Origin of the sequence: Terrabacter sp. Soil811 (assembly GCF_001429655.1) — a bacterium.
Taxonomy (GTDB): domain Bacteria; phylum Actinomycetota; class Actinomycetes; order Actinomycetales; family Dermatophilaceae; genus Terrabacter.
The window spans coordinates 746684-768561 of the sequence record NZ_LMSX01000007.1 but is presented as its reverse complement, the minus strand read 5'-3'; the positions used below and the strand labels follow the sequence as shown (position 1 = coordinate 768561).

Genomic DNA, 21878 nt, shown 5'->3' with positions numbered 1-21878 from the left:
GCCGCACCGGGCCCGATGCCTCGGATCGGTTGGACGAAGAGGCACCTGCGGGCCGTGTGCCGGGTTACCGTGGCGGGACCTCGGGGGAACGAGCCACGCGCTTCGGCGCGCCCGCCCTCGAAAGGTCAACTCACATGAAGAAGATCTGGTTCGCGCTCGTCGCGACCCTCGCCCTGCTGCTCGGGGCGTCCGCGCCCGCGGGTGCCGTCACCAACGGCACGCTCGACGGCAACGGCCACCCCTACGTCGGGCTCATGGTCGCCCAGGACGCCGCCGGCAACCCCCTGTGGCGCTGCTCCGGCACGCTCCTCAGCCCCACCGTCTACCTCACCGCCGGTCACTGCACCGAGGCTCCCGCTGCCCACGTCGAGATCTGGTTCGCCGCTGACGTCGAGCACGGCATCCCCGGCAACGGCTACCCGCGCAACGGCGACGTCGGCGGCACGCCGCACACGATCCCCTCGTTCGACACGGACGCGTTCTTCCTCCACGACGTCGGCGTGGTAGTGCTCGACACGCCGATGCCCATGTCGACCTACGGCGCCCTGCCCTCGACCAACCAGCTCGACGCCCTCAAGCCGAGCCGCGCGACGACGTTCACCTCGGTCGGCTACGGCCTCCAGAAGGCCTTCCCCGACGCCGCCGCGTGGAAGGAGTCGGCGCTGCGCATCCGCATGGTCGCGCACCCGCACCTGCTGCAGATCAACACCGGCTTCACCGGCCCCCAGTCGCTGCTGCTGTCCAACAACGCCAACACCGGCGGTACGTGCTTCGGTGACTCCGGAGGCCCGAACTTCCTCGGCACGAGCAACGTCGTCGCGGGCGTCACGTCCTTCGGGATCAACCCGACGTGCGCCGGCACCGGCGGGGTGTTCCGGGTCGACCGGCCCGACGTCCTCGCGTTCGTCAACGGCTACCTCGCGGACTGACGGCCCCAACGCGGCCCGCGGCCACGGGCGCCACCTGGGTATGCCATGTCGCCGGCCCCGCTCGGAAGCTGCTCCGTTTTCGGGAGCAGCTTCCGAGCAGCACGGCGGGGTCAGGACAACCGGCCCACACCTCGACCCACGTCCGTGACTTCGGGCCGGCGGCTGGGACCGCGCGCAGGCGCAGTCCCAGCCACACGGCATACGCCATCAGTGGGCGCTGGAGGTCTTCCAGAGGTTGATGCCGCCCTCGACCGCGTGCTGGTCGATCGTGTCGAGCTCCTCCTGCGAGAAGTCGAGGTTGTCGAGCGAGCCGAGGCTGTCCTCGAGCTGGGCGACCGAGGAGGCGCCGATGAGCACCGACGTGACGCGCTGGTCGCGCAGGATCCACGCGAGCGCCATCTGCGCGAGCGACTGGCCGCGCGACTGCGCCATCTCGTTGAGGGCACGGATGTGCGTGAGGTTCTGCTCGGTCAGCAGGTCGGTCGAGAGCGACTTGTCCTGCGACGCGCGCGAGCCCTCCGGCACCCCGTTCAGGTACTTGCTCGTGAGCATGCCCTGCGCGAGCGGGCTGAAGGCGATGCAGCCGACACCCTCGTCGCCGAGCACGTCGAGCAGGTCCTCCTCGACCCAGCGGTTGAGCATCGAGTAGCTCGGCTGGTGGATCAGCAGCGGCGTGCCCATCGACCGCAGGATCTCGACGGCCTCGCGAGTGCGCGGACCCGAGTAGGAGGAGATGCCGGCATACAGCGCCTTGCCCTGGCGGACGGCGGTGTCGAGCGCGCCCATCGTCTCCTCGAGCGGCGTCGTCTCGTCGAAGCGATGGGAGTAGAAGATGTCGACGTAGTCGACGCCCATCCGCGCGAGCGACTGGTCAAGGGAGGACAGGACGTACTTGCGGCTGCCACCGCCCTGGCCGTACGGGCCCGGCCATGTCGTAGCCGGCCTTCGTCGAGAGGATCAGCTCGTCGCGGTAGCGCTTGAAGTCCTGCGCGTAGATCGTGCCGAAGTTGCGCTCGGCGCTGCCGTAGGGCGGTCCGTAGTTGTTGGCGAGGTCGAAGTGCGTGACGCCGAGGTCGAAGGCGCGGCGCAGCGTCGCGCGCTGGCGGTCCAGCGGGACGTCGTCGCCGAAGTTGTGCCACATCCCGAGCGAGACGGCCGGCAGGTCGAGCCCCGAACGGCCCGTGCGGCGGTAGGTCATCGAGTCGTAGCGGCTGCGCGAGGCCTGGTAGTCGTCGGCGTGAAGAGTCATGCGACCCAGTCTCGTCCCCCTGGCGTATGCCGCCAAAAGCCGGGTCACGCTGTGGCCGTGGCGTCGGCGTGGCATCGCCCGGCTGGGGATCCGCCGCGGATGCTCTGCGGATGTGGAGGGTTCTCCCCGTTGCCCTTGTGCAGTAGTTGAACGCGAGTCAGACTGCGCGTGGGGAAGTCAACGATGTCAACTGCAGCGTGGCAGGAGGACCGACAGCATGACCCGAATCAACATGACCGTCGACGGGGTGAGCTACTCCGATGAGGTCGAGCCCAGGACCCTTCTGGTCCAGTACCTTCGCGAGAGCCTGGGGAAGACCGGAACCGTCATCGGATGCGACACGAGCAACTGCGGTGCCTGCACCGTGCACCTCGACGGAACCAGCGTGAAGTCGTGCAACGTCCTCGCCGTCCAGGCCGACGGCCACGAGGTGACGACGATCGAGGGGCTCGCCCAGAACGGTGAGCTCCACCCGGTCCAGCAGGCCTTCCACGAGTGCCACGCCCTCCAGTGCGGCTACTGCACCCCCGGCATGATCATGCAGGCGTGTGACGTCCTCAAGAACAACCCCGACCCCAGCGAGCAGGAGATCCGCGAGGGTCTCGAGGGCAACCTCTGTCGCTGCACCGGCTACCACAACATCGTCAAGGCCGTGCAGCAGGCGGCCGGCACGATGAACTCAGCCAGCTCAGCCAGCTCGGCCAGCGCAGCAAGCCCGGCGAGCTCGCAGGCGGTGTCGTCATGACGATCACCGAGGACCGCCCGGCCGACGCGCCGACACCCGAGATCGGCAAGTCGCGCACCCGCAAGGAGGACCAGCGCCTCATCACCGGACGCACCCGGTGGACCGACAACATCCAGCTCCCCGGCATGCTGCACCTCGCCATGGTGCGCAGCCCCTTCGCCCACGCCACGATCAGCGCGATCGACACCTCCGAGGCCAAGGGATCGTCCGGCGTCGTCGCCGTCTTCACCGGCGAGGACCTCAAGGACATCCAGGGCGTCAACATCACCGCCTGGCCCGTCTCCGCCGAGCAGAAGAGCCCCGACCACCTGCCCGTCGCCGTCTCGCACGTCGCGCACGCCGGTGAGATCGTCGCCGTCGTCGCCGCCCGCACGGCGGCCGAGGCCCGCGACGCCGCCGAGCTCGTCGACGTCGACTACGACGAGCTGCCCGCGGTCCTCGACCTCAAGGAGGCCGCGAAGGACGAGGTGCTCGCCCACCCCAGCCTCGGCACCAACACGAGCGCCACGTGGCAGCTCGACTCGGCCGGACAGGGCTCCGGCGGCGACATCGAGGAGGCCATCGCCACGGCCCGCGAGGGCGGCATCCTCATCGAGCGCGAGTACCGCCAGCAGCGGCTCATCCCCGCCTTCATGGAGCCGCGCTCGACCGTCGTCGACCCGACCGGCGAGCAGGTGACGATGTGGTCGTCCACGCAGGTGCCGCACGTGCTGCGTTTCTGCATCGCCGCCACGACGGGCCTGCCCGAGTCGAAGATCCGCGTCATCGCCCCCGACGTCGGCGGCGGTTTCGGCGGCAAGCTGCAGACGACCCCGGAGGAGTTCGCGACGCTCGCCGTCGCGCGGAAGCTCAGCAAGGCCGTCAAGTACACCGAGACCCGCTCCGAGACGATGGTCTCGGGCCACCACGGCCGTGACCAGTGGCAGAAGCTGACGCTCGCCGCCGAGAAGGACGGCCGCGTCACCGGCCTCAAGGTCGAGCTCATGGCCGACCTCGGGGCGTATGCCGCGCTCGTCGGTGGCGGCGTGCCGGTCCTCGGCGCGTGGATGTTCAACTCGATCTACAAGTTCGCGTCGTACCAGTTCAACCTGACGAACTACTACACGAACAAGACGTGGGTCGACGCCTACCGCGGCGCCGGCCGGCCCGAGGCGACGTATGCCATCGAGCGGCTCATGGACGAGCTCGCGGCCGAGGTCGGGGTCGACCCGCTCGAGATCCGCGAGAAGAACTGGATCACCCACGACGAGTTCCCGTTCACCACGGTGGCGGGCATGACGTACGACTCGGGCAACTACGAGGCGGCCACGGCCAAGGCCAAGGAGCTCTTCGGCTACGACGAGCTGCGCGCGGAGCAGAAGCAGCGCCGCGAGAGCAACGACCCGGTCCAGCTCGGCATCGGCATCTCGACGTTCACCGAGATGTGCGGCCTCGCGCCGTCCCGCATCCTCGGCGCGCTCAACTACGGCGCCGGCGGCTGGGAGAGCGCCAGCATCCGGATGCTCGCCACCGGCACGGTCGAGGTCATCACCGGCGTCTCGCCGCACGGCCAGGGCCACGAGACGGCGTGGAGCCAGATCGTCGCCGACAAGCTCGGCGTGCCGTTCGAGAACGTCGAGGTGCTCCACGGCGACACGCAGATCGCACCCAAGGGCATGGACACCTATGGCTCGCGCTCGCTCGTCGTCGGAGCCGAGGCCGTCGTCCGGGCCGCCGACAAGGTCATCGAGAAGGCCAAGGTCGTCGCGGCCCACCTCCTCGAGGCGAGCGTCGACGACATCGAGTTCTCGGCCGGGACGTTCGGCGTCAAGGGCACCGACAAGGGCATCTCGATGCCCGAGGTGGCGCTCGCGACGTGGACCGGCCACAACCTGCCCGACGGGATGGAGCCGTCGATCGACGCCGACGCCACCTTCGACCCCGACAACTTCTCCTTCCCGCACGGCACCCACCTGTGCGCGATGGAGGTCGACACCGAGACCGGGGCCTCGACGATGCGCAAGTACGTCTGCGTCGACGACATCGGCAACATCATCAACCCGCTCATCGTCGAGGGGCAGGTCCACGGTGGCCTCGTCCAGGGCATCGCCCAGGCCCTCTGGGAGGGGGCGGAGTACGACGACCAGGGCACCCTCGTCACCGGCTCGTTCGTCGACTACACCCTGCCGACGTCGGCCGACACGATCAGCTTCATCACCGACCACACCTACTCGCCGTCGACGTACAACTCGCTCGGCACCAAGGGTGTCGGCGAGGCGGGCTGCATCGCCTCGACCCCGGCCGTCGTCAACGCCATCGTCGACGCCGTGCGCTCGTTCGGTGTCAACGACATCCTCATGCCGTGCACGCCCGAGCGGGTGTGGAAGGCGATCCAGAAGGGCCGTTCGGTGCCCGGCGAGGGCGAGCGCGACGCGCAGCCGCACTTCGACGAGGGGGTCCCCAACCAGGATCCCGGCGCCGCGGCCGAAGGGAGCCAGGCATGATCCCCGCACAGTTCGACTACCTCGCACCGACGTCGGTGGCGGACGCCGTCGCAGCGCTCGCCGAGCACGGTGACGACGCCAAGGTGCTGGCCGGCGGCCAGTCCCTGCTGCCGATCCTGCGCATGCGGCTCAACGCACCCGGGGTCGTCATCGACCTCGGCCGCATCCCCGAGCTCCAGGGCGTCTCCGAGGACGGTGACCACCTCGTCATCGGAGCCATGACGACGTATGCCGCCGTGCTCGCCTCCGAGGCCGTCACAACCCACGCGGCCCTGCTGTCCAAGGCGATCGCGACCGTCGCCGACCCGCAGATCCGCCACCGCGGCACCGTCGGCGGCGCGCTCGTGCACGCCGACCCGGCCGGTGACGTCGGTGCGCCGGCGCTCGCGCTGGGCGCCGAGCTCGTCATCGCGGGCGCGGACGGCTCGACCCGCACGGTCGCGGCGGAGGACTTCTTCGAGGACCTCTTCGCCACGGCGGTCGGTGAGGGCGAGCTGCTGACGCAGATCCGCATCCCGAAGCACACGGGCTGGGGCGCGCACTACGAGAAGTTCGTCCGCGTCAGCCACCAGTGGTCGATCGTCGGCGTCGCGGCCACGGTGCGCAGCGAGGGCGGCTCGATCGCCGAGGCCCGCGTCGGCCTGACCAACATGGGCTCGACCCCGCTGCGGGCGCGCTCCGTCGAGGAGGCCCTCGTCGGGCAGCCGGCGACCGACGAGGCCGTCCGCGCGGCCGTCGCCTCCGTCACCGACGGCACCAACCCGCCGTCGGACCTCAACGGCGACGCCGACTACCGCAAGCACCTCGCCACGGTGCTGACGCGGCGTGCGGTCCTCGCCGCGGCAGGAGCGTGATGCCCGGATGGACCTGACGCACTCCTTCACCGTGCCGACCTCGGTCGACGACGCCTGGGCCCTCTTCATGGACCTCGAGCGCGTCGGCAGCTGTTTCCCCGGGGCGACCGTGACGGAGGTGACCGACGACGGCTTCTCCGGCACGGTCAAGGTCAAGCTCGGGCCGATCGCGCTCGTCTACTCCGGGTCGGGCTCGTTCGTCGAGCGCGACGACGCGGCGCACCACGCCGTCATCGAGGCCAAGGGCAAGGACAAGCGGGGCAACGGCACGGCCGGCGCCACCGTGACGATCACCCTGAGCCCCGACGGCGACGGCACCCGCGCCGACGTCGTCACCGACCTCGCGGTCACGGGCAAGCCGGCGCAGTTCGGCCGCGGCGTCATGCAGGACGTGTCCGACAAGCTGCTCAACGCTTTCGTCGCGTGCATCGAGAAGCAGCTGACCGGTCCCGAGGCGGCACCGGAGGCGGCGCCTGCTGCTGCCGGCGCACCCTCCTCCGGCAGCTTCGTCGAGACGGCGTCGGACGCACTCGCGGCCGACACGGGTGCCCGGGTCGGTGCCGGGGTCGGCTCCACGACGGCCGCGCCGGTCACGACGGCGCCCGCAGCGGCGCACCGTCCGCCGGCCCCGCGCCGGGTCCCGGCCTCCGTCGAGGAGGACGCGCCCCTCGACCTCGGTTCGGCAGTGATGCCCGTGCTGGTCCAGCGGTATGCCGGTTACGCAGCGGCTGCCGCCATCGGGGTCGTCATCGGTTGGCTCATCGGCCACCGGGGCGACTGACCCCAGCACGTGCAGCAGGCCCGGTCGCGCTCCCGACCGGGCCTGCGGCATACCTAAGGGGTCCGGTGGCGTTGGACCTGACGAGACCCCCGTCCCCGACCCCCAGGAGAGTCATGTCCCGCGTCATCCTCATCGGCGGCCACGGCAAGGTCGCGCTGCTCGCCGCCCCGCTGCTCGTCTCCGACGGCCACGACGTCACCTCCGTCGTGCGCAACCCCGACCACGTGGCCGACGTCGAGGCGACCGGCGCCTCGGCAGCCCTGCTCGACGTCGAGCACGCCACGACCGAGCAGATCGCCGACCTCGTGCGCGGCAGCGACGTCGTCGTGTGGTCGGCGGGCGCCGGTGGCGGCAGCCCCGAGCGGACGTATGCCGTCGACCGCGACGCCGCGATCCGCTCGATGGACGCCGCGGCGCAGGCCGGCGTCGGGCGCTACGTCATGGTGTCCTACTTCGGTGCCGGCCCCGACCATGGCGTCCCCGAGGACAACGGCTTCTACGCGTACGCCGAGGCCAAGGCCGCGGCCGACGAGCACCTCCAGGGCACCGACCTCGCGTGGACGATCCTGCGCCCGAGCGGCCTGACGACCGACGCCGCCACGGGCCACATCGAGACCGGTGCGGGCGTCGAGGCCGGCAAGGTCTCGCGCGACAACGTCGCCCACGTCATCCGCGCGGTCGTCGAGCACCCCGACACGACGGCCCGCCGCATCCTGCCCTTCAACGACGGCTTCCAGCCCATCGACGACATAGTCGCCAACGCCTGACCCACGCCCATCCCACTCGAGTGAGCGCCCCATCCCACTCGAGTGAGCGCCCCGTCCCACGTGTCCGCGTCGCATGTGACTGCCTACTCACTCGACTGTGACTGGGGGCTCAGTCGACTGTGACTGCCGGCTCACTGGTGTCAGGCGCGGGCGAGGTGCTCGGCGATGACGAGGTCCTGCCATGCCATGCCGACGCTCTTGAAGACGTTGGGCCGGTCGGTCGCCCGCTCGACCCGGCCGTGCACGAGGTCGGCGAGCGTGTGCACGTCGGCCCAGTCGAGGGCGCCCTGCGCGGCGGCGAGGATGACGTCGCCCGCCTCGCGGTGCGCCGTGCCGATGTCCTCGACGACGACGAGCGAGCGCCCGAGCAGCGCCGACCCGAGCTCGCGCCGGTGCGGCTCGTGCGACCCGATGGCCACGACGCACGCGCCGTCCGCGACCCAGTCGTCGCCGAGCACCGGGGTCGCCGCCGACGTCGCCGTCACGACGACCTGCGCCTCGCGCACGGCTGCCTCGACCTGCGGGTCGTCGACGGTGAGCCCACGCGTCGTGAGCGGGTGCGTCGAGGCCAGCCCCGAGATCCGTTGCGCGGTCGCACGGGCCGCGTCCTCCCGGCGACCGACGACGGTCACCGAGGTCGTGTGCCGGATGGCGAGCAGCGCCTCCGCGTGACCGAGTGCCTGAGGCCCGCTGCCGAAGATGACGGCCGACTCGACCTCCTCCGGGGCGAGCGCGTCGATAGCGACGGCGGACACCGCCGGGGTGCGCAGCGACGTGACGGCCGTGCCGTCGACGAGCACCGACGGGGCCAGGGTGTCGGCGTCCATGAGGACGTAGACCGCCTGGATGCGGTCGAGCCCGCGCGCCGGGTTGCCCGGTGCGACGGTGAGCACCTTGACCCCGGCCGCGCGGCCGTTCGTCGACGGCATGACGAGCAGCTGACCTCGGCCGTCACCGACGTCGGCGACGAGCCGGGCCGGGTCCGACGCCGGGTCGAGGCCGTCAGCGAGCTCGCGACGGATGAGCCTGCGGGCGCGGTCGGGAGAGAGGGTCCGGCGCACGGCGGCGGCGTCGACCCAACGCGGCTGCTGCACCTCAGCCCTCGCCCGCGCTCGAGCGGGCGCGCTCGACCCGCACCGGGTCGCCACCGGCGTCCGTGAGGGTCGCGAGGTGGGTGCGCAGCTGCCTGGCGAGCGACCACTGGGTGACCTCGTGGGTGATCGAGCGCACCCAACCCGGGTCGACGGCATACGCCAGCGTCAGCACGACGAGCGTGCCGTCTCTCTCGGCGTCGAAGCGCCAGGTGAGGGGCTCGGGGGTCACGTGCGGGGGCAGTCGGAGGGCCGGCTCACCCACGGACGCGGCCAGCGCCCGGGCGACGGACGGCGGGAGCGGGACGTGGACATCGGCACTGACCTGGGGCACTCCTCGACTGTAGGTGTCAGCGCTGGGAGCCGCCCGTCCGCCCTGCGCCGGGGGAGCGGATCCACGCATGTGCGTGGGGGTGCCCCCGGGACGTAGGCTCGAGCGGATCGCCCACCACCCCGGGCGGCAGCCGTCAACGACGACACGAAGTCAGGACTCCATGGCGCTCAGCGTTTTCGATCTCTTCTCGGTCGGCATCGGGCCGTCGAGCTCGCACACCGTCGGTCCGATGCGGGCCGCCGCCCTCTTCGCGGAGCGGCTGCGCGACGAAGGAGTCATCGACCGGGTCGCCCGGGTGCGCTCGCAGCTCTTCGGCTCGCTCGGGGCCACCGGGCACGGGCACGGCAGCGACAAGGCCGTCCTCCTCGGCCTGACGGGCGAGCGGCCCGAGCTGTGCGACCCGCGGGCCGTCGAGGGCCGCCTCGCCGAGATCCGCGCGACCAAGCGCCTCCGCCTGCTCGGCGAGCACGAGATCGACTTCATCGAGCTCGAGGACCTCACGCTGCACCGCCGCAAGACCCTCCCGCTGCACCCCAACGGCATGACGTTCACGGCGCTCGACGCCGACGGCGCGACCGTCGCCGAGCACACGTACTACTCGGTCGGCGGCGGCTTCGTCGTCGGCGAGGACGCCGACGGGTCGACGAAGATCGTCGAGGACTCGACGCCGGTCGCGCACCCCTTCCGCACCGGTGACGAGCTGCTCGCCCACTGCAAGGAGACGGGCAAGTCGATCGCCCGCATCATGCTCGAGAACGAGCTGTCGTGGCGCACGGAGCAGGAGGTCCGCGACGGCCTCCTCGAGATCTGGCGCGTCATGAAGGAGTGCGTGCGCAACGGCATCGCCACCGAGGGCGTGCTGCCCGGCGGTCTGCGCGTGCGTCGCCGCGCTCCGGAGCTGGCCCGCCGCCTCTCGCTCGAGGCCAACAGCGACGACCCGCTGCGCGGCATGGACTGGATCACCCTCTACGCGCTCGCCGTCAACGAGGAGAACGCGTCGGGTGGCCGCGTCGTCACCGCCCCGACCAACGGCGCGGCCGGCATCATCCCCGCGGTGCTCCACTACTACGCGAACTTCGTCAACGGCGCCGACCGCGACGGCATCGTCCGCTTCCTGCTCACCGCCGGCGCGATCGGCGTCATCTACAAGGAGACCGCCTCGATCTCCGGTGCCGAGGTCGGCTGCCAGGGCGAGGTCGGCTCGGCCTGCTCGATGGCGGCCGCCGCGATGGCCGCCGTCATGGGCGGCACGCCCGAGCAGGTCGAGAACGCCGCCGAGATCGGTATGGAGCACAACCTCGGCCTGACCTGCGACCCCGTCGGCGGCCTCGTGCAGATCCCGTGCATCGAGCGCAATGCCATCGCCTCGGTCAAGGCCATCACCGCGGCCCGCACCGCGTTGCGCGGCGACGGCTCGCACGTCGTCTCGCTCGACAAGGTCGTCAAGACGATGCGTGAGACCGGTCGCGACATGAAGGTGAAGTACAAGGAGACCGCGCGCGGCGGTCTCGCCGTCAACGTCATCGAGTGCTGACACCCGGGACGGGCGCTCACGACCGCCGTACGCGGCCCGGCCACGCAGCACCGGGAATGTCCCGGTATGCGTGCAGGACGGTCTCAGGCTGGGACGTGATCCTCCGAGTTTCCTGACAGTTGCGGCCTTTTCGTCTCTGGAGACGTGCTTCGGAGCACCGTGGAGAGTGGCGCCGAAACGGCGTCGCGCGGCGACCTCGGGGGCCCTGCGCCGGCTTCAACAGGGAAAAGGGGAAGTCATGCGTTCACTGCGCAGCCGTGCCGTCGTGGCCGGCATCACCGCACTGGGCACGATCGGACTGGCATCAGGAGCCGCCTTCGCGGCACCGGCGAGCGGGGGGACCGAGCACTCGTCGTTCCCCGCGGCGGGTGCCGTCTTCGAGTGCAGCGCCCCGACGGGCGACATCACCGCGACGAGCGGCACCGTCGACATGGTCGACCACTGGAACGTCGACGCTCGTGGGGTCTTCCACGAGACCGGGACCGTCCACACGAGCGGCGTCACGCTGCAGGGGTCGAACGGTGACCGCTACACGGTCTCGGGGGCCTCGTGGTTCGGCGGAAAGGTGTCTGCCGGGGGCGCGCCGCTCGTCTTCACCGACACCGAGCACTGGGTCCTGCACGACGTCACCTCCGGCGGGAACGTCAAGGTGCAGATCGTCAGCCACTGGTCACCCGGTTCGAGCTTCACGTGGGACAAGGGCACCTGCTCCGCTCCGGAGGGGTGAGCGGAAAGGCCTGCCCGGGCGCCGCCGCGTCCCGCCGAGGGGCGTGGCGGCGTTCCCGTGTTCGGGCTGCTCAGGGCTCCGTCGCGTCGCGCAGCGGCAGCTCGACCTGGCACTCGTAGTAGCGCATCTGGAGCCGGGAGTGCTCGACGTCGATGGTGCCCTCGCCCACGGCGATGACGTCGTCGAGCCACCGGTGCGACGGTGCCTCGGCCTGGAAGGTGAGGACGTGGACGCCGCGACCGTCCGTCAGCGACGACAGGCCGGTCAGGGTGAAGAGCACGACCCCGTCGTCGACGTGGATGACGCCCCTGGCCTCCGGTGAGGCCCAGCCCTCCCGGATGCGCGGGAAGTTCGACCACGACGCCGTGCCCGACAGCCGGCCCGTCAGGGTGCCGGTGCCCTGGCCGTAGACGCGTCCGTCACGCCCGGCCGAGGGCTCGACCTCGTGGATGAGGTCATAGACCCAGCTCGCGTCACAGAGAGGGATGAGACGCATGGCAGCCTCCTCGGGAAGGTCCGACCCCTTCGACGGTACTCTCGTCGTCGCGCCCGCGCCGCCGTCTGTGCGAGATCACCTCAACGGTGATGGGCCCCGGCGCTGCTGACCGGATAAGTCTGTCCCGCAACGTATCTCGCGTGCATGTCGGCCGTCGCTCCGCCCTCACGGGCGACCTCGGCGAAGAGTCGCCCCGAGTCGCGCACCGTGCGCTCCTGCGTGTCGTAGTCGAGGGCCACGAGGCCGAACCGCGGGCCCTCGCCCTCGTTCCACTCCCAGTTGTCGACGAAGCACCAGTGGTAGTAGCGGTCGACCGGAACCCCTTGGGCCCGAACGTCGCTCAGGACCGACAGGTGCTCCCAGAGGTAGCGCGACCGGAAGGCGTCGGCGGCGTCACACGTGCCGTTCTCGGTGACCCAGACGGGAAGGCGGTAGGTCTCCCACGCCCACCGGGCCGTCTCGCCGAGCCCGGCGGCATACACCTCCCAGCCGAGGTCGTTGACCGGGACGCCCGGCGGCGTGCCGTCGTCGAAGCGCGTCACCGTGGTGCGGGAGTAGTAGTTGAGCCCGAAGAAGTCGCCGTAGCGCCCGGGCGTGATCCCGTCCGGTCGGCGCAGCGGCGGCGCGAACTCCCCGGTCGTCATCGCCCGCACGATCGCGTCCTGGAAGAGGTGGCGCATGACGGGTGTCAGCGCGCGGTGCCAGGGGTTGCGGGGGTTGCCCGGCCGGAAGGGCCGCAGGTGGTGGGCGACCCCGACCATCGTGTCGGAGCCGGGCCGCAGCGCGTGGATGAGGGCGTACGCCCGGATGTGCGCGGCCGCGAGCACGCCGTAGACCCGCATCCCCTCGCGCAGGCTCCGGTGGCCCGGCGGGAAGTCGCCGAAGACGTGCGCGCCGGTGACGTAGACGTTCGGCTCGTTGATCGTCACCCATTCCGCGACGAGGTCGCCCAGCCGCGTCACGACCTCGGCGACGAAGCGCTCCCACACCCACAGGGCGCCGGGCGCGAGCCACCCGCCATCGCGCTCGAACCACAGCGGGTGGCTGAAGTGGTGCAGCGTCACGAGGGGGCGGATCCCCTTGTCGCGCAGGAGATCCAGCTCCTCTCGGTAGCGGGCGAACGCCGCGTCGTCCCACACGCCCGGGAGCGGCTCGAGGCGCGCCCACTCGACGCTCATCCGGTAGACCTGCACCCCGAGCGAGGCCATCAGCCGGGTGTCCTCGCGCCAGCGCCGCCAGTGGTCGGTGGCGCGCCGTGGCATCGAGCCGTCGGCGATGGAGCCCGGGCGGTCGGCCCAGTCGGTCCAGCTGCTCTCGACGTCCCCGCCCTCGATCTGCGTGGCCGCGGTCGCGACGCCGAGCAGCAGCCCGTCGAGCCTGAAGCCGTCAGCGGTCGCCATGCGGCTCAACGTACCGGCGCCCGATGCGTCAGACTGGCGCGCGTGGGTCACGTCTCCGTCGCAGATCACCGGTCCGCCGTCGAGCGGCTGCTCGGCGACGGGTCCCCCGAGCAGGTGACGCTCGACCGCCACGCCGCCGGACGCCGCCTCGCCGCCGACCTCGTCGCGGCCGACGACCTGCCGCGCTTCGACGCCTCCGCCATGGACGGGTATGCCGTGTGCCCGGGTTCGCCGGACCAGCGCGCCTATCCCGTCGTCGGGGACGTGCCCGCCGGGTCGGCACCCGACTTCGTGCTGGCCCCCGGTGAGGCGGCCCGGGTCATGACGGGCGCGCGGGTGCCGCAGGGCACGGTGGCCGTCGTCCCCGTCGAGCGCACCGACGCAAGCCCCACCGGCCCCGCGCCCGAGCACGTGACCGTCGACCTCGATCCCGCACCGGGCCGGCACATCCGTCCCCGCGGCGAGGACGTGGCGGCTGGGTCGGTCATCGCGACCGCCGGCACGGCCGTGACGGCGGCGCTCATCGCGCTGGGCCGTTCGGCCGGGTGCACGAAGGTCGAGGTCCACGTGCCGACGAGGGTGGCGGTCATCGCGACCGGCGCCGAGCTCGCGCCGCCCGAGGCCGACCCCGGCGCCGGCGGCATCCACGAGTCGAACTCCGACATGGTCGCCGCGCTCGCCGAGGCCGCGGGCTGCGACGTGCGCCGTGTCGAGGTGTGCTCCGACGAGCCCGACGACCTGCGGGCCAGGCTCGACGCGCTCGACGCCGACCCCGACGTCGACCTCGTCGTCACGACCGGGGGCGTCAGCGCCGGCGCCTACGAGGTCGTGCGACAGGTCTGCGAGCCGCTCCCGACGTTCGACTTCGTCCACCTCGCGATGCAGCCCGGTGGCCCGCAGGGGCTCGGCCGCTACGGGTCCACTCCGGTCGTCTGCCTGCCGGGGACGCCGGTCGGCGCGTTCGTCGCCTTCCACGTGCTCGTCCGTCCGGCGCTCGACCGACGCCACGGGGTGCCGCCCACGCGACCCGGCCGGGCGGCATACGTCGGCAGGACCCGTCGCACCCGCACGGGGCGCGTCCAGTTCGTCACGAGCGTGCTCCACGACGACGGCACCGTCAGCGCGCCCAAGGCCCGGCACCTGACGGCGCTCGCCGCGGCGACCTGCCTCATCGAGGTGCCCGAGGGTGTCGACCAGCTCATCGAGGGCGACCTCGTCGCCGTCCACCCGGTGTGAACGGGGCACCGGCCGAGCGCCCCTAGGCTGGTGGGCGTGAGCGCGACCCTCGTGGCCAAGGACCTCGCCGGGGGCCACGCCCACCGGACCCTCTTCGAGCACCTCGACCTCACGGTCGCGCCCGGTGACGTCGTCGGGGTCGTCGGCGCCAACGGCGCGGGCAAGTCGACGCTGCTGCGCCTGCTCGCCGGTGAGGACGAGCCGCTCGGCGGCACCGTGACGACGGCGCCCTCCGACGCCTTCGTCGGCTGGCTCCCGCAGGAGCACGAGCGCGTGCCCGGCGAGACCGTCGCCGACCACATCGGTCGCCGCACGGGCGCCACCGCCGCGACCCTCGCCATGGAGGAGGCGGCTGCCGCCCTCGGCGGTGACGACCCCATCGCCGACGAGAGGTATGCCGTCGCGCTCGACCACTGGCTCGTCAGCGGTGCGCCGGACCTCGACGACCGGATCCCGCCGATGCTCGCCGAGCTGGGCCTCGACGTCGGACCCGATGCGCTCATGACCTCGCTCTCCGGAGGCCAGGCGGCCCGGGCGGCGCTCGCCGCGCTGCTGCTGAGCCGCTTCGACCTCGTGCTCCTCGACGAGCCGACCAACGACCTCGACCTCGCCGGGCTGGACCGGCTCGAGGCCTTCGTCGACGGCCAGCGCGGGGGAGTCGTGCTCGTCTCGCACGACCGCGAGTTCCTCGCCCGCTGCGTCACCCGCATCGTCGAGCTCGACCTCGCGCAGAACTCCGTCGCCGTCCACGACGGCGGCTACGAGTCCTACCTCGAGGAGCGCGAGGTCGCCCGTCGGCACGCGCGCGAGGCGTACGAGGCGTATGCCGGCACGAAGTCCGACCTCGAGGCGCGGGCCCGCACGCAGCGCGAGTGGTCGTCCAAGGGCGTGCGCAACGCGATGAAGAAGAGTCCCGACAACGACAAGATCCGGCGCTCGGCGCAGCAGGACTCGGCCGAGAAGCAGGCCCGCAAGGTGCGCCAGATGGAGTCGCGGATCGCCCGGCTGGACGAGGTCGCCGAGCCGCGCAAGGAGTGGGTGCTCCAGTTCAGCATCGCGGCGGCGCCCCGGTCGAGCTCCGTGGTCGCGACGCTCAACGAGGCCGTCGTGCGCCGGGGTGACTGGACCTTCGGTCCGGCCTCGCTGCAGGTCGAGGCACGGCGGCGCATCGGCATCACCGGGCCCAACGGCGCCGGCAAGACGACCCTGCTCTCGCTCCTGCTCGGTCGGGTCGACCCCGACGAGGGGAGTGCCTCGCTCGGGGCCAGCGTCGCCGTCGGCGAGATCGACCAGTCGCGCACGGGTCTGCGCGACGACCTCCCGCTCGGGGACGCGTTCGGCGAGGCCGTGCCGGATCTCAACCCGGCTGACCGCCGCACCCTGCTCGCGAAGTTCGGGCTCAAGGCCGACCAGGTCGGCAGCGCCGTCGGTCGGCTCTCACCCGGCGAGCGCACCCGGGCCGCGATGGCGCTCCTCCAGGCGCGCGGCGTCAACCTCCTCGTCCTCGACGAGCCGACGAACCACCTCGACCTGCCCGCCATCGAGCAGCTCGAGGAGGCGCTCGACTCCTACGACGGGGCCCTCCTGCTCGTCTCGCACGACCGCCGGCTGCTCGAGAACGTCCGTCTCGACGAGCGCTGGCACGTCGAGGCCGGCAAGGTCACGGCGACCTGACCGGCCGGTCGAGCGGGGCGCGTGTCGATTTCCGGGCCGCTCGTTCGTCATCGAGGTGAGCGGTCACCGGCCGGTGACCGTGAGCCCACGGAGGTCATCATGAGTCACCCCATCGTCCACGCCGAGATCCGCTCCAGCGACCCCGACGCCACCCGCGCCTTCTTCGGCGACCTGTTCGGCTGGACCTATCCCACCGAGGGCGCCTTCCCCGGCTACACCTTCGTCGAGACGGGCGTCCCGGGCGCGCTCTACACGGCGATCAGCCCGCTGCAGGGCGATGCCGACCTCGTCACGTTCTTCGTCGGCGTCGACGACATGACCGCCTCCATCGCCGACGCGACCCGCCTCGGTGGCCGGGTGGTGCAGGATCCGGTCACAGTCCCGGGCGTCGCGTTCGCCCTCATCGCCGACCCGCAGGGTCACGTCGTCGGCCTGGCCCAACAGCTCTGACCCCCCTCCCCCACCCCCGCAACACACCGAGCAGGTCACAACACACCCGGGTCCGATCCCGGTGTGTCGCGACCTGCACGGTGTGTTGCCGGGGGAGTGGTGCGGGGTGTCAGCCGGGTGAGTTGGTCGGGTCGGCGACCCACGGGCCGAGCGGCGGGTCCCACCGGCGCACGACGCGGCGCAGAATGTGGCCGCCGAGCCAGTAGGGGTCCTGGTCGAACGCCTCGGTGACCGCCTCGAGCGACTCGCCCGAGCACACGATCAGCGCCGCGTTGACGGCCTCCTGATCGGTCGGCTCGCCCTCGCTCACCTCGTCGATGCCGTCCTGGTACATCCCGGCGACGAGCAGCCCAGAGAGCCCGCTCAGCCACTCGCGGTGCTCGGGGCGGATCGTCAGCATCTCGGTCGCGTCGTCGGGGTAGGTGTAGTGGATCGCGAAGATCGCCACGGGTGGGCCTCCAGTCGCTCGGGTGGTCAGGGTGGTCAGGTGGTCGTGATCCGGTGCGCGCCCGCATACACGTTGAGGCGGGTGCCGCGCACGAAGCCGAGCAGGCTCATCCCGGCGTCCTCGGCGCACTCCACCGCCAGTGACGACGGCGCCGAGACCGCTGCGAGGCAAGGGATCCCGGCCATGATCGCCTTCTGGGTCAGCTCGAACGACGCGCGCCCCGACACGACGAGCACGCACCCGACGCCGGGCACGCGTCCGCTCTGCAGGGCCCATCCGACGACCTTGTCGACGGCGTTGTGCCGGCCCACGTCCTCGCGCACGACGAGCAGCTCGCCGTCGGCGGTGAAGAGGCCGGCGGCGTGCAGCCCGCCCGTCTTGTCGAACGACCGCTGCTCGACGCGCAGGGCGTCGGGCAGCTCGGCGATGATCTTGGCCGCGAACTCCGTCGTGTCGGCGCGCACGTCGAAGGCCGACTGCGCCCGCAGCTGCTCGATGCTGGCCTTGCCGCAGACGCCGCACGACGAGTTCGTGAAGAAGGCGCGCGTGGCCGAGGCGGCCGGCGCTGCCACGCCCGGCGCCAGCGTCACGTCGATGACGTTGTACGTGTTCTCGTCGAAGCCGCTCTCACCCGAGACGACCGCGCCCTCGCAGTAGCGCGCCAGGGCGATGTCGTCGGCGGACCTGATCAGCCCCTCCGACATGAGGAAGCCGTGGATGAGCTCGATGTCGTGCCCCGGCGTGCGCATCGTCACCGTGAGCGGCGAGCCGTTGACCCGCAGCTCGAGCGGCTCCTCGACCGTGAGGGTGTCGGGGCGCGTCGTCGACGATGGGGTCGCGAGGTCGATCGTCGTGACCTTGCGCCGTACCGTGACCCGTCCCATGACCTCAGCCTGCCAGACTCCGTGCCAGACTCCGATGGGTGCCGCCCCGCCCACCTGAAGCGCCCCCGGTCGTCGTCGTCCTGACGGGCGGGGCCTCCCGGCGGATGGGCTCGCACAAACCCGTCCTCGACGTCGGCGGCCGCCCCCTCGTCGCGCGCGTGCTCGACGCGGCCGGCGACCGCCCGGCGCTCGTCGTCGGCCCGGGCCAGGGCGTCCCCGACGGCGTACGCGTCGTGTGGGAGCGCGTTCCCGGCGGCGGTCCCGTGTCCGGCGTGTCCACCGCCGTCGAGGCCCTCGTCGCCGATGCCGCCGCGAGTGCCACCCCGCTGCCGTATGCCGTCGTGCTGCTGGCCGCGGACCTGCCCTTCGTCACCTCCGCCCACGTCGACCGGCTCCTCGAGGCGCTCGGGTCGGCCGACCTCGCCGTGACGGTCGACCGTGACGGACGCACCAACTGGCTCTGCTCGGCCTGGCGCGTCGCCGCCCTGCACGGGCGTCTCGACGAGCTCGGGGACCCCTACGGCAGGAGCATGCGCGACCTCGCCGACGGCATACGCACGCAGTCGGTGGACGACCCCTCCGGGGTCGCGCTGGACGTCGACACACCGGCCGACCTGACGCGTGCGCGCGACCGTGCGCGCGGCCGTGCGGAGCACCGTCCGAGCGTCGACTGAAGGCCGGCTGAGGCCCTCGACAGGCGACTCTGGGAGATCGCCCAAGTCGGACCCTGCGGCGAATCCCCCTGCGGCCAAGTGCTACTCCGGACTTCGGAGGCATTTGGCAAAGACTTGGTAAGCCCCGTTGACCCGTGTTCCGGGCGGCTGCCAACGTCACGCTCGTTCCGGCCCGATCTCATGTCGTGAGATGAGCGGAACTCCCTCCAGGCGGCCCTCGAGCCGCATCTCGACAAGGAGCAACCAGTGAATCGACTGAAGTCTGGGCTGGCGACCGGAGGGCTGCTCGCCCTCGCCCTCGCCATCTCGCCGGCGATCCCGGCGGGCGCAGCGGCCGGTGCAGGACGCGACAAGGCGCCCGCCCCCGAGTCGCAGAGCCTCAAGGCGACCGAGCAGTCCCGAGCAGCATCGTCCGCGAGCGCCCTCGGCCTCGCCTCGGGCGAGAAGCTCACCGTCAAGTCCGTCATCCAGGACGCCAACGGCGCAACGCACGTCCGCTACGAGCGGACCCTCGACGGCCTCCGCGTCATCGGCGGCGACTTCGTCAGCCACAAGGACTCCTCGGGTGCCGTCAAGAGCGTCACGTGGAACTACCGCAAGAACGTCACCCCCGCGACGATGACCCCGAGCGTCTCCAAGAGCGAGGCGCACCAGGCTGGTCTCGCCGCGTCGAAGGCCAACAAGGAGACCGCCACCCCCGGTGAGCTCGTCGTCTTCCAGTCGGCCACCGGCCCCAAGCTCGCCTACGAGGTCATCACCGAGGGCATCAAGGCCGACCAGACCCCGACCCGACTGCACACGATCGTCGACGCCACGACGGGCAAGACCCTGACGAGCTGGGACGACGTCAAGCAGGGCACCGGCAACGGCATCTTTGTCGGCTCCGTCACGCTGGCCACGACCGCCGGCACGACGTACACGATGAAGGACACGCACGGGAACTACACGACCGACCTCAACCAGGCCACGAGCGGCAACGGCACGACGTTCACCGACGCCGACGACGTCTGGGGCAACGGCGCCCAGAGCAACCGCCAGTCGGCGGCCGTAGACGCGCACTACGGCGCCGGCAAGACGTACGACTACTACAACACCCAGCTCGGCCGCGCCGGCATCTGGAACAACGGCACCGGCGCCCGCAGCCGCGTCCACTACGGCCAGAACTACGTCAACGCCTTCTGGGACGGCACGCAGATGACCTACGGCGACGGCGCGGGCAACGCGGCCCCGCTCGTCGAGCTCGACGTCGCCGGCCACGAGATGAGCCACGGCGTCACCGAGAACACCGCGGGCCTCGCCTACACCGGCGACGCGGGCGGCCTCAACGAGGCGACGTCGGACATCTTCGGCACGGGTGTCGAGTGGTACACCAACAACCCGAGCGACACCCCCGACTACCTCATCGGCGAAGAGATCAACATCAACGGCAACGGCACGCCGCTGCGCTACATGGACAAGCCGAGCAAGGACGGCGGCTCGAAGGACTGCTGGAGCAGCTCCCTCGGCGGCCTCGACCCGCACTACTCGTCCGGCCCGCTGAACCACTGGTACTACCTGGCCTCCGAGGGTTCGGGTGCCAAGACGATCAACGGTGTCAGCTACAACAGCCCCACCTGCAACGCCTCGACGGTGACCGGCATCGGCCACCTCAAGGTCGAGAAGATCTGGTACCGCACGCTGTCGACGTACCTCACCTCGAGCAGCAACTACGCGGCGGCCCGCACCGGCGTCATCAAGGCGGCCAAGGACCTCTACGGCGTCGGCTCGGCCGAGTGCACCGCGGTCGACAAGGCCATGGGCGCCATCTCGGCTCCGGCCAGCACCGAGACCTGCGGCACCGGTGGTGGCGGTGGCGGCGGCGCTGCCCTGACGAACGGCGGCTTCGAGTCCGGCCAGACCGGATGGACCGGCACGACGGGCCCGATCACGAACAACACGGGCCGTCCGGCCCACGGTGGCTCGTACAAGCTGTGGCTCGGCGGCAACGGCACGGCCGGCTCGGAGAACGAGTCGCAGACCTTCGCCGTCCCGGCCACGGCCACCGCTCCGGCGCTGACCTACTGGATCCGCATCGACACGGCCGAGACCACGACGACGAGCGCCTACGACACGGCCACCGTCCAGATCAACGGCGTGACGAAGCAGAGCTACTCCAACCTGTCCACGCCGAAGGCCTCCTACGTCCAGAAGACGATTGACCTCACGGCCTACAAGGGCACGAACGTCACGCTGAAGTTCGCCGACACCGAGGACTCCTCGCTCCAGACGAGCTTCGTCGTCGACGACGTCGCGACGAACTTCTGACGGACCGAGCACTCCGGGCCGCGTGAGCTGCCCTGAAGGACACGCACCACAGAGGTCGGTATGCCGCCGGGTCAGCCCCGCGGCATACCGACCTCCTGCGTGCGGCGGGGGCTCCTGCCCGCGCGGACGCTCAGGAGGCGGGCGCGGTGGTCGGCGTCCCCGGCGCAGCGGTGGTCGGCGTCGTGCAGCGGGTCGTCGACGGCGCCGAGAGGGTGACGTCGCTGACGAGGATGCCGACGAGGCCGGAGATCTCGCCGAGCGACGGGTCGCTGAGGTCGATGGCGCGGGCCTGGTGGTCGGTGACCGAGATCGTGATCGGGTCGCTCTCGGGGACGGCGTCGGGGTCGAGCACGGTGGACCCGTCGGTCGGCGGCGGGGCCGTCGAGGGGCCGAGGCGGAGCGTCGCGAGGAGGGTGACGAGCTGGCGCTGCTGCGGGGCGCTGAGCGTGCACACGCGACCGTGGACCGAGCGCGTCTCGACGCGGACCCGACCGTTGGCCTCGAGCACGATCTGGTCGTCGAAGCCGGCGATGCCACCGGTGCGCCGCAACGTCAGCGGGAACGTGGGGCCGTACGACGACCCGAGCGCGTCCTCACCGGCGGCGCCGAAGCGCAGCTCCGAGGTCGTCGACGACGTGGGCGCCGAGGCCGACGAGGTCACCTCACCCGTCGACCCGTCCTCGGGCGTGGCTGACCCGCAGCCCCCGACGAAGAGTGCTGCGACGGCCATCCCCACGCACAGGCCTGCGCGCCCCATGACGTCCATGGTGGCCCCTCGCGGCGGACGATGCACGCCCGACGCGGTGGAATCGGGACAA

General features: G+C 71.6%; 20 protein-coding genes and 1 pseudogene. 13 read left to right on the top strand and 8 right to left on the bottom strand.

Annotated features, from left to right (window positions below; all coding sequences use genetic code 11):
- The first annotated feature begins 134 nt into the window (after positions 1-134).
- On the top strand, positions 135-929 hold the full coding sequence (locus tag ASH01_RS10435; RefSeq protein ID WP_056775109.1) for a trypsin-like serine protease: 795 nt from the start codon (positions 135-137) through the stop codon (positions 927-929).
- A 207-nt stretch (positions 930-1136) separates the two neighbouring features.
- Here the strand turns inward: ASH01_RS10435 and mgrA are convergent.
- A pseudogene (gene mgrA, locus ASH01_RS10430) lies at positions 1137-2178 on the bottom strand (L-glyceraldehyde 3-phosphate reductase).
- Between the two features lie 217 nt (positions 2179-2395).
- Between mgrA and ASH01_RS10425 the strand changes: the two are divergent.
- From ASH01_RS10425 to ASH01_RS10405, 5 genes are all read left to right on the top strand, one after another.
- Positions 2396-2923: a (2Fe-2S)-binding protein gene (locus ASH01_RS10425; protein WP_056775106.1), complete on the top strand. Its 528-nt coding sequence runs from the start codon at positions 2396-2398 to the stop codon at positions 2921-2923.
- Positions 2920-5406, top strand: coding sequence for a xanthine dehydrogenase family protein molybdopterin-binding subunit (locus tag ASH01_RS10420; protein WP_056775103.1), 2487 nt, complete (start codon positions 2920-2922; stop codon positions 5404-5406). The genes ASH01_RS10425 and ASH01_RS10420 overlap by 4 nt, the downstream gene beginning before the upstream one ends.
- Complete coding sequence (locus ASH01_RS10415) at positions 5403-6260, top strand: FAD binding domain-containing protein (protein ID WP_056775100.1); 858 nt, start codon at positions 5403-5405, stop codon at positions 6258-6260. The genes ASH01_RS10420 and ASH01_RS10415 overlap by 4 nt, the downstream gene beginning before the upstream one ends.
- A 7-nt stretch (positions 6261-6267) precedes the next feature.
- Complete coding sequence (locus ASH01_RS10410) at positions 6268-7041, top strand: SRPBCC family protein (protein WP_056775096.1); 774 nt, start codon at positions 6268-6270, stop codon at positions 7039-7041.
- 113 nt (positions 7042-7154) lie between these two features.
- Positions 7155-7808 carry an NAD(P)-binding oxidoreductase gene (locus ASH01_RS10405; protein ID WP_056775093.1) on the top strand — a complete coding sequence of 218 codons (654 nt, stop codon included), beginning with the start codon at positions 7155-7157 and terminating at the stop codon, positions 7806-7808.
- Positions 7809-7948: 140 nt separating this feature from the next.
- On the opposite strand, the gene ASH01_RS10400 is transcribed toward ASH01_RS10405, so the two are convergent.
- Together ASH01_RS10400 and ASH01_RS10395 are read right to left on the bottom strand one after the other, a co-directional pair.
- The gene (locus ASH01_RS10400) at positions 7949-8902 is read right to left on the bottom strand and encodes an ornithine cyclodeaminase family protein (RefSeq protein WP_056775090.1); all 954 of its coding nucleotides are present in this window, start codon (positions 8900-8902) and stop codon (positions 7949-7951) included.
- A 1-nt stretch (position 8903) separates the two neighbouring features.
- Complete coding sequence (locus ASH01_RS10395; protein ID WP_056775087.1) at positions 8904-9233, bottom strand: hypothetical protein; 330 nt, start codon at positions 9231-9233, stop codon at positions 8904-8906.
- Positions 9234-9393: 160 nt separating this feature from the next.
- Between ASH01_RS10395 and ASH01_RS10390 the strand changes: the two genes are divergently transcribed.
- Both ASH01_RS10390 and ASH01_RS10385 read left to right on the top strand, forming a co-directional pair.
- Positions 9394-10767, top strand: a complete 1374-nt coding sequence (locus ASH01_RS10390; RefSeq protein ID WP_056775085.1) for an L-serine ammonia-lyase — start codon at positions 9394-9396, stop codon at positions 10765-10767.
- Between the two features lie 238 nt (positions 10768-11005).
- Positions 11006-11494: a hypothetical protein gene (locus ASH01_RS10385; RefSeq protein WP_056775082.1), complete on the top strand. Its 489-nt coding sequence runs from the start codon at positions 11006-11008 to the stop codon at positions 11492-11494.
- A 70-nt stretch (positions 11495-11564) separates the two neighbouring features.
- Here the strand turns inward: ASH01_RS10385 and ASH01_RS10380 are convergent, their stop codons facing one another.
- Together ASH01_RS10380 and ASH01_RS10375 are read right to left on the bottom strand one after the other, a co-directional pair.
- A complete protein-coding gene (locus tag ASH01_RS10380; RefSeq protein WP_056775079.1) occupies positions 11565-11990 on the bottom strand; it encodes a hypothetical protein in 426 nt (141 codons plus the stop codon).
- 80 nt (positions 11991-12070) lie between these two features.
- Positions 12071-13390 carry a glycoside hydrolase family 1 protein gene (locus tag ASH01_RS10375; RefSeq protein WP_056775076.1) on the bottom strand — a complete coding sequence of 440 codons (1320 nt, stop codon included), beginning with the start codon at positions 13388-13390 and terminating at the stop codon, positions 12071-12073.
- A gap of 42 nt (positions 13391-13432) precedes the next feature.
- Between ASH01_RS10375 and ASH01_RS10370 the strand changes: the two genes are divergently transcribed.
- The 3 genes from ASH01_RS10370 (at position 13433) to ASH01_RS10360 (ending at position 16750) form a co-directional block, all read left to right on the top strand.
- Complete coding sequence (locus ASH01_RS10370; protein ID WP_056775074.1) at positions 13433-14626, top strand: molybdopterin molybdotransferase MoeA; 1194 nt, start codon at positions 13433-13435, stop codon at positions 14624-14626.
- Positions 14627-14662: 36 nt separating this feature from the next.
- Complete coding sequence (locus ASH01_RS10365; RefSeq protein WP_056775392.1) at positions 14663-16300, top strand: ABC-F family ATP-binding cassette domain-containing protein; 1638 nt, start codon at positions 14663-14665, stop codon at positions 16298-16300.
- Between the two features lie 99 nt (positions 16301-16399).
- Entirely contained in the window at positions 16400-16750 is a 351-nt protein-coding gene (locus tag ASH01_RS10360; protein WP_056775070.1) for a VOC family protein, read from the top strand.
- Positions 16751-16859: 109 nt separating this feature from the next.
- Here the strand turns inward: ASH01_RS10360 and ASH01_RS10355 are convergent, their stop codons facing one another.
- Positions 16860-17198, bottom strand: a complete 339-nt coding sequence (locus tag ASH01_RS10355; RefSeq protein WP_056775067.1) for a YciI family protein — start codon at positions 17196-17198, stop codon at positions 16860-16862.
- 35 nt (positions 17199-17233) lie between these two features.
- Positions 17234-18082 carry a formate dehydrogenase accessory sulfurtransferase FdhD gene (gene fdhD / locus ASH01_RS10350; RefSeq protein ID WP_056775390.1) on the bottom strand — a complete coding sequence of 283 codons (849 nt, stop codon included), beginning with the start codon at positions 18080-18082 and terminating at the stop codon, positions 17234-17236.
- A gap of 38 nt (positions 18083-18120) precedes the next feature.
- On the opposite strand from fdhD, the gene mobA reads away from it, so the two are divergent.
- Both mobA and ASH01_RS10340 read left to right on the top strand, forming a co-directional pair.
- Positions 18121-18756, top strand: coding sequence for a molybdenum cofactor guanylyltransferase (gene mobA / locus ASH01_RS10345; protein WP_156415525.1), 636 nt, complete (start codon positions 18121-18123; stop codon positions 18754-18756).
- Between the two features lie 246 nt (positions 18757-19002).
- Positions 19003-21060, top strand: coding sequence for a M4 family metallopeptidase (locus ASH01_RS10340; RefSeq protein ID WP_056775063.1), 2058 nt, complete (start codon positions 19003-19005; stop codon positions 21058-21060).
- A gap of 130 nt (positions 21061-21190) precedes the next feature.
- Here the strand turns inward: ASH01_RS10340 and ASH01_RS10335 are convergent, their stop codons facing one another.
- Positions 21191-21817, bottom strand: coding sequence for a hypothetical protein (locus tag ASH01_RS10335; RefSeq protein ID WP_156415524.1), 627 nt, complete (start codon positions 21815-21817; stop codon positions 21191-21193).
- Positions 21818-21878: the final 61 nt, after the last annotated feature.

Excerpts from the sequence above, each read along its gene's own strand:
- ASH01_RS10405 (WP_056775093.1), top strand. The coding sequence starts at position 7,155 with ATGTCCCGCGTCATCCTCATCGGCGGCCACGGCAAGGTCGCGCTGCTC.
- fdhD (WP_056775390.1), bottom strand. The coding sequence starts at position 18,082 with ATGGGACGGGTCACGGTACGGCGCAAGGTCACGACGATCGACCTCGCG.
- ASH01_RS10385 (WP_056775082.1), top strand. The coding sequence starts at position 11,006 with ATGCGTTCACTGCGCAGCCGTGCCGTCGTGGCCGGCATCACCGCACTG.
- ASH01_RS10415 (WP_056775100.1), top strand. The coding sequence starts at position 5,403 with ATGATCCCCGCACAGTTCGACTACCTCGCACCGACGTCGGTGGCGGAC.
- ASH01_RS10375 (WP_056775076.1), bottom strand. The coding sequence starts at position 13,390 with ATGGCGACCGCTGACGGCTTCAGGCTCGACGGGCTGCTGCTCGGCGTC.
- ASH01_RS10390 (WP_056775085.1), top strand. The coding sequence starts at position 9,394 with ATGGCGCTCAGCGTTTTCGATCTCTTCTCGGTCGGCATCGGGCCGTCG.
- ASH01_RS10360 (WP_056775070.1), top strand. The coding sequence starts at position 16,400 with ATGAGTCACCCCATCGTCCACGCCGAGATCCGCTCCAGCGACCCCGAC.
- ASH01_RS10380 (WP_056775079.1), bottom strand. The coding sequence starts at position 11,990 with ATGCGTCTCATCCCTCTCTGTGACGCGAGCTGGGTCTATGACCTCATC.
- ASH01_RS10425 (WP_056775106.1), top strand. The coding sequence starts at position 2,396 with ATGACCCGAATCAACATGACCGTCGACGGGGTGAGCTACTCCGATGAG.
- ASH01_RS10420 (WP_056775103.1), top strand. The coding sequence starts at position 2,920 with ATGACGATCACCGAGGACCGCCCGGCCGACGCGCCGACACCCGAGATC.
- ASH01_RS10335 (WP_156415524.1), bottom strand. The coding sequence starts at position 21,817 with ATGGGGCGCGCAGGCCTGTGCGTGGGGATGGCCGTCGCAGCACTCTTC.
- ASH01_RS10435 (WP_056775109.1), top strand. The coding sequence starts at position 135 with ATGAAGAAGATCTGGTTCGCGCTCGTCGCGACCCTCGCCCTGCTGCTC.
- ASH01_RS10410 (WP_056775096.1), top strand. The coding sequence starts at position 6,268 with ATGGACCTGACGCACTCCTTCACCGTGCCGACCTCGGTCGACGACGCC.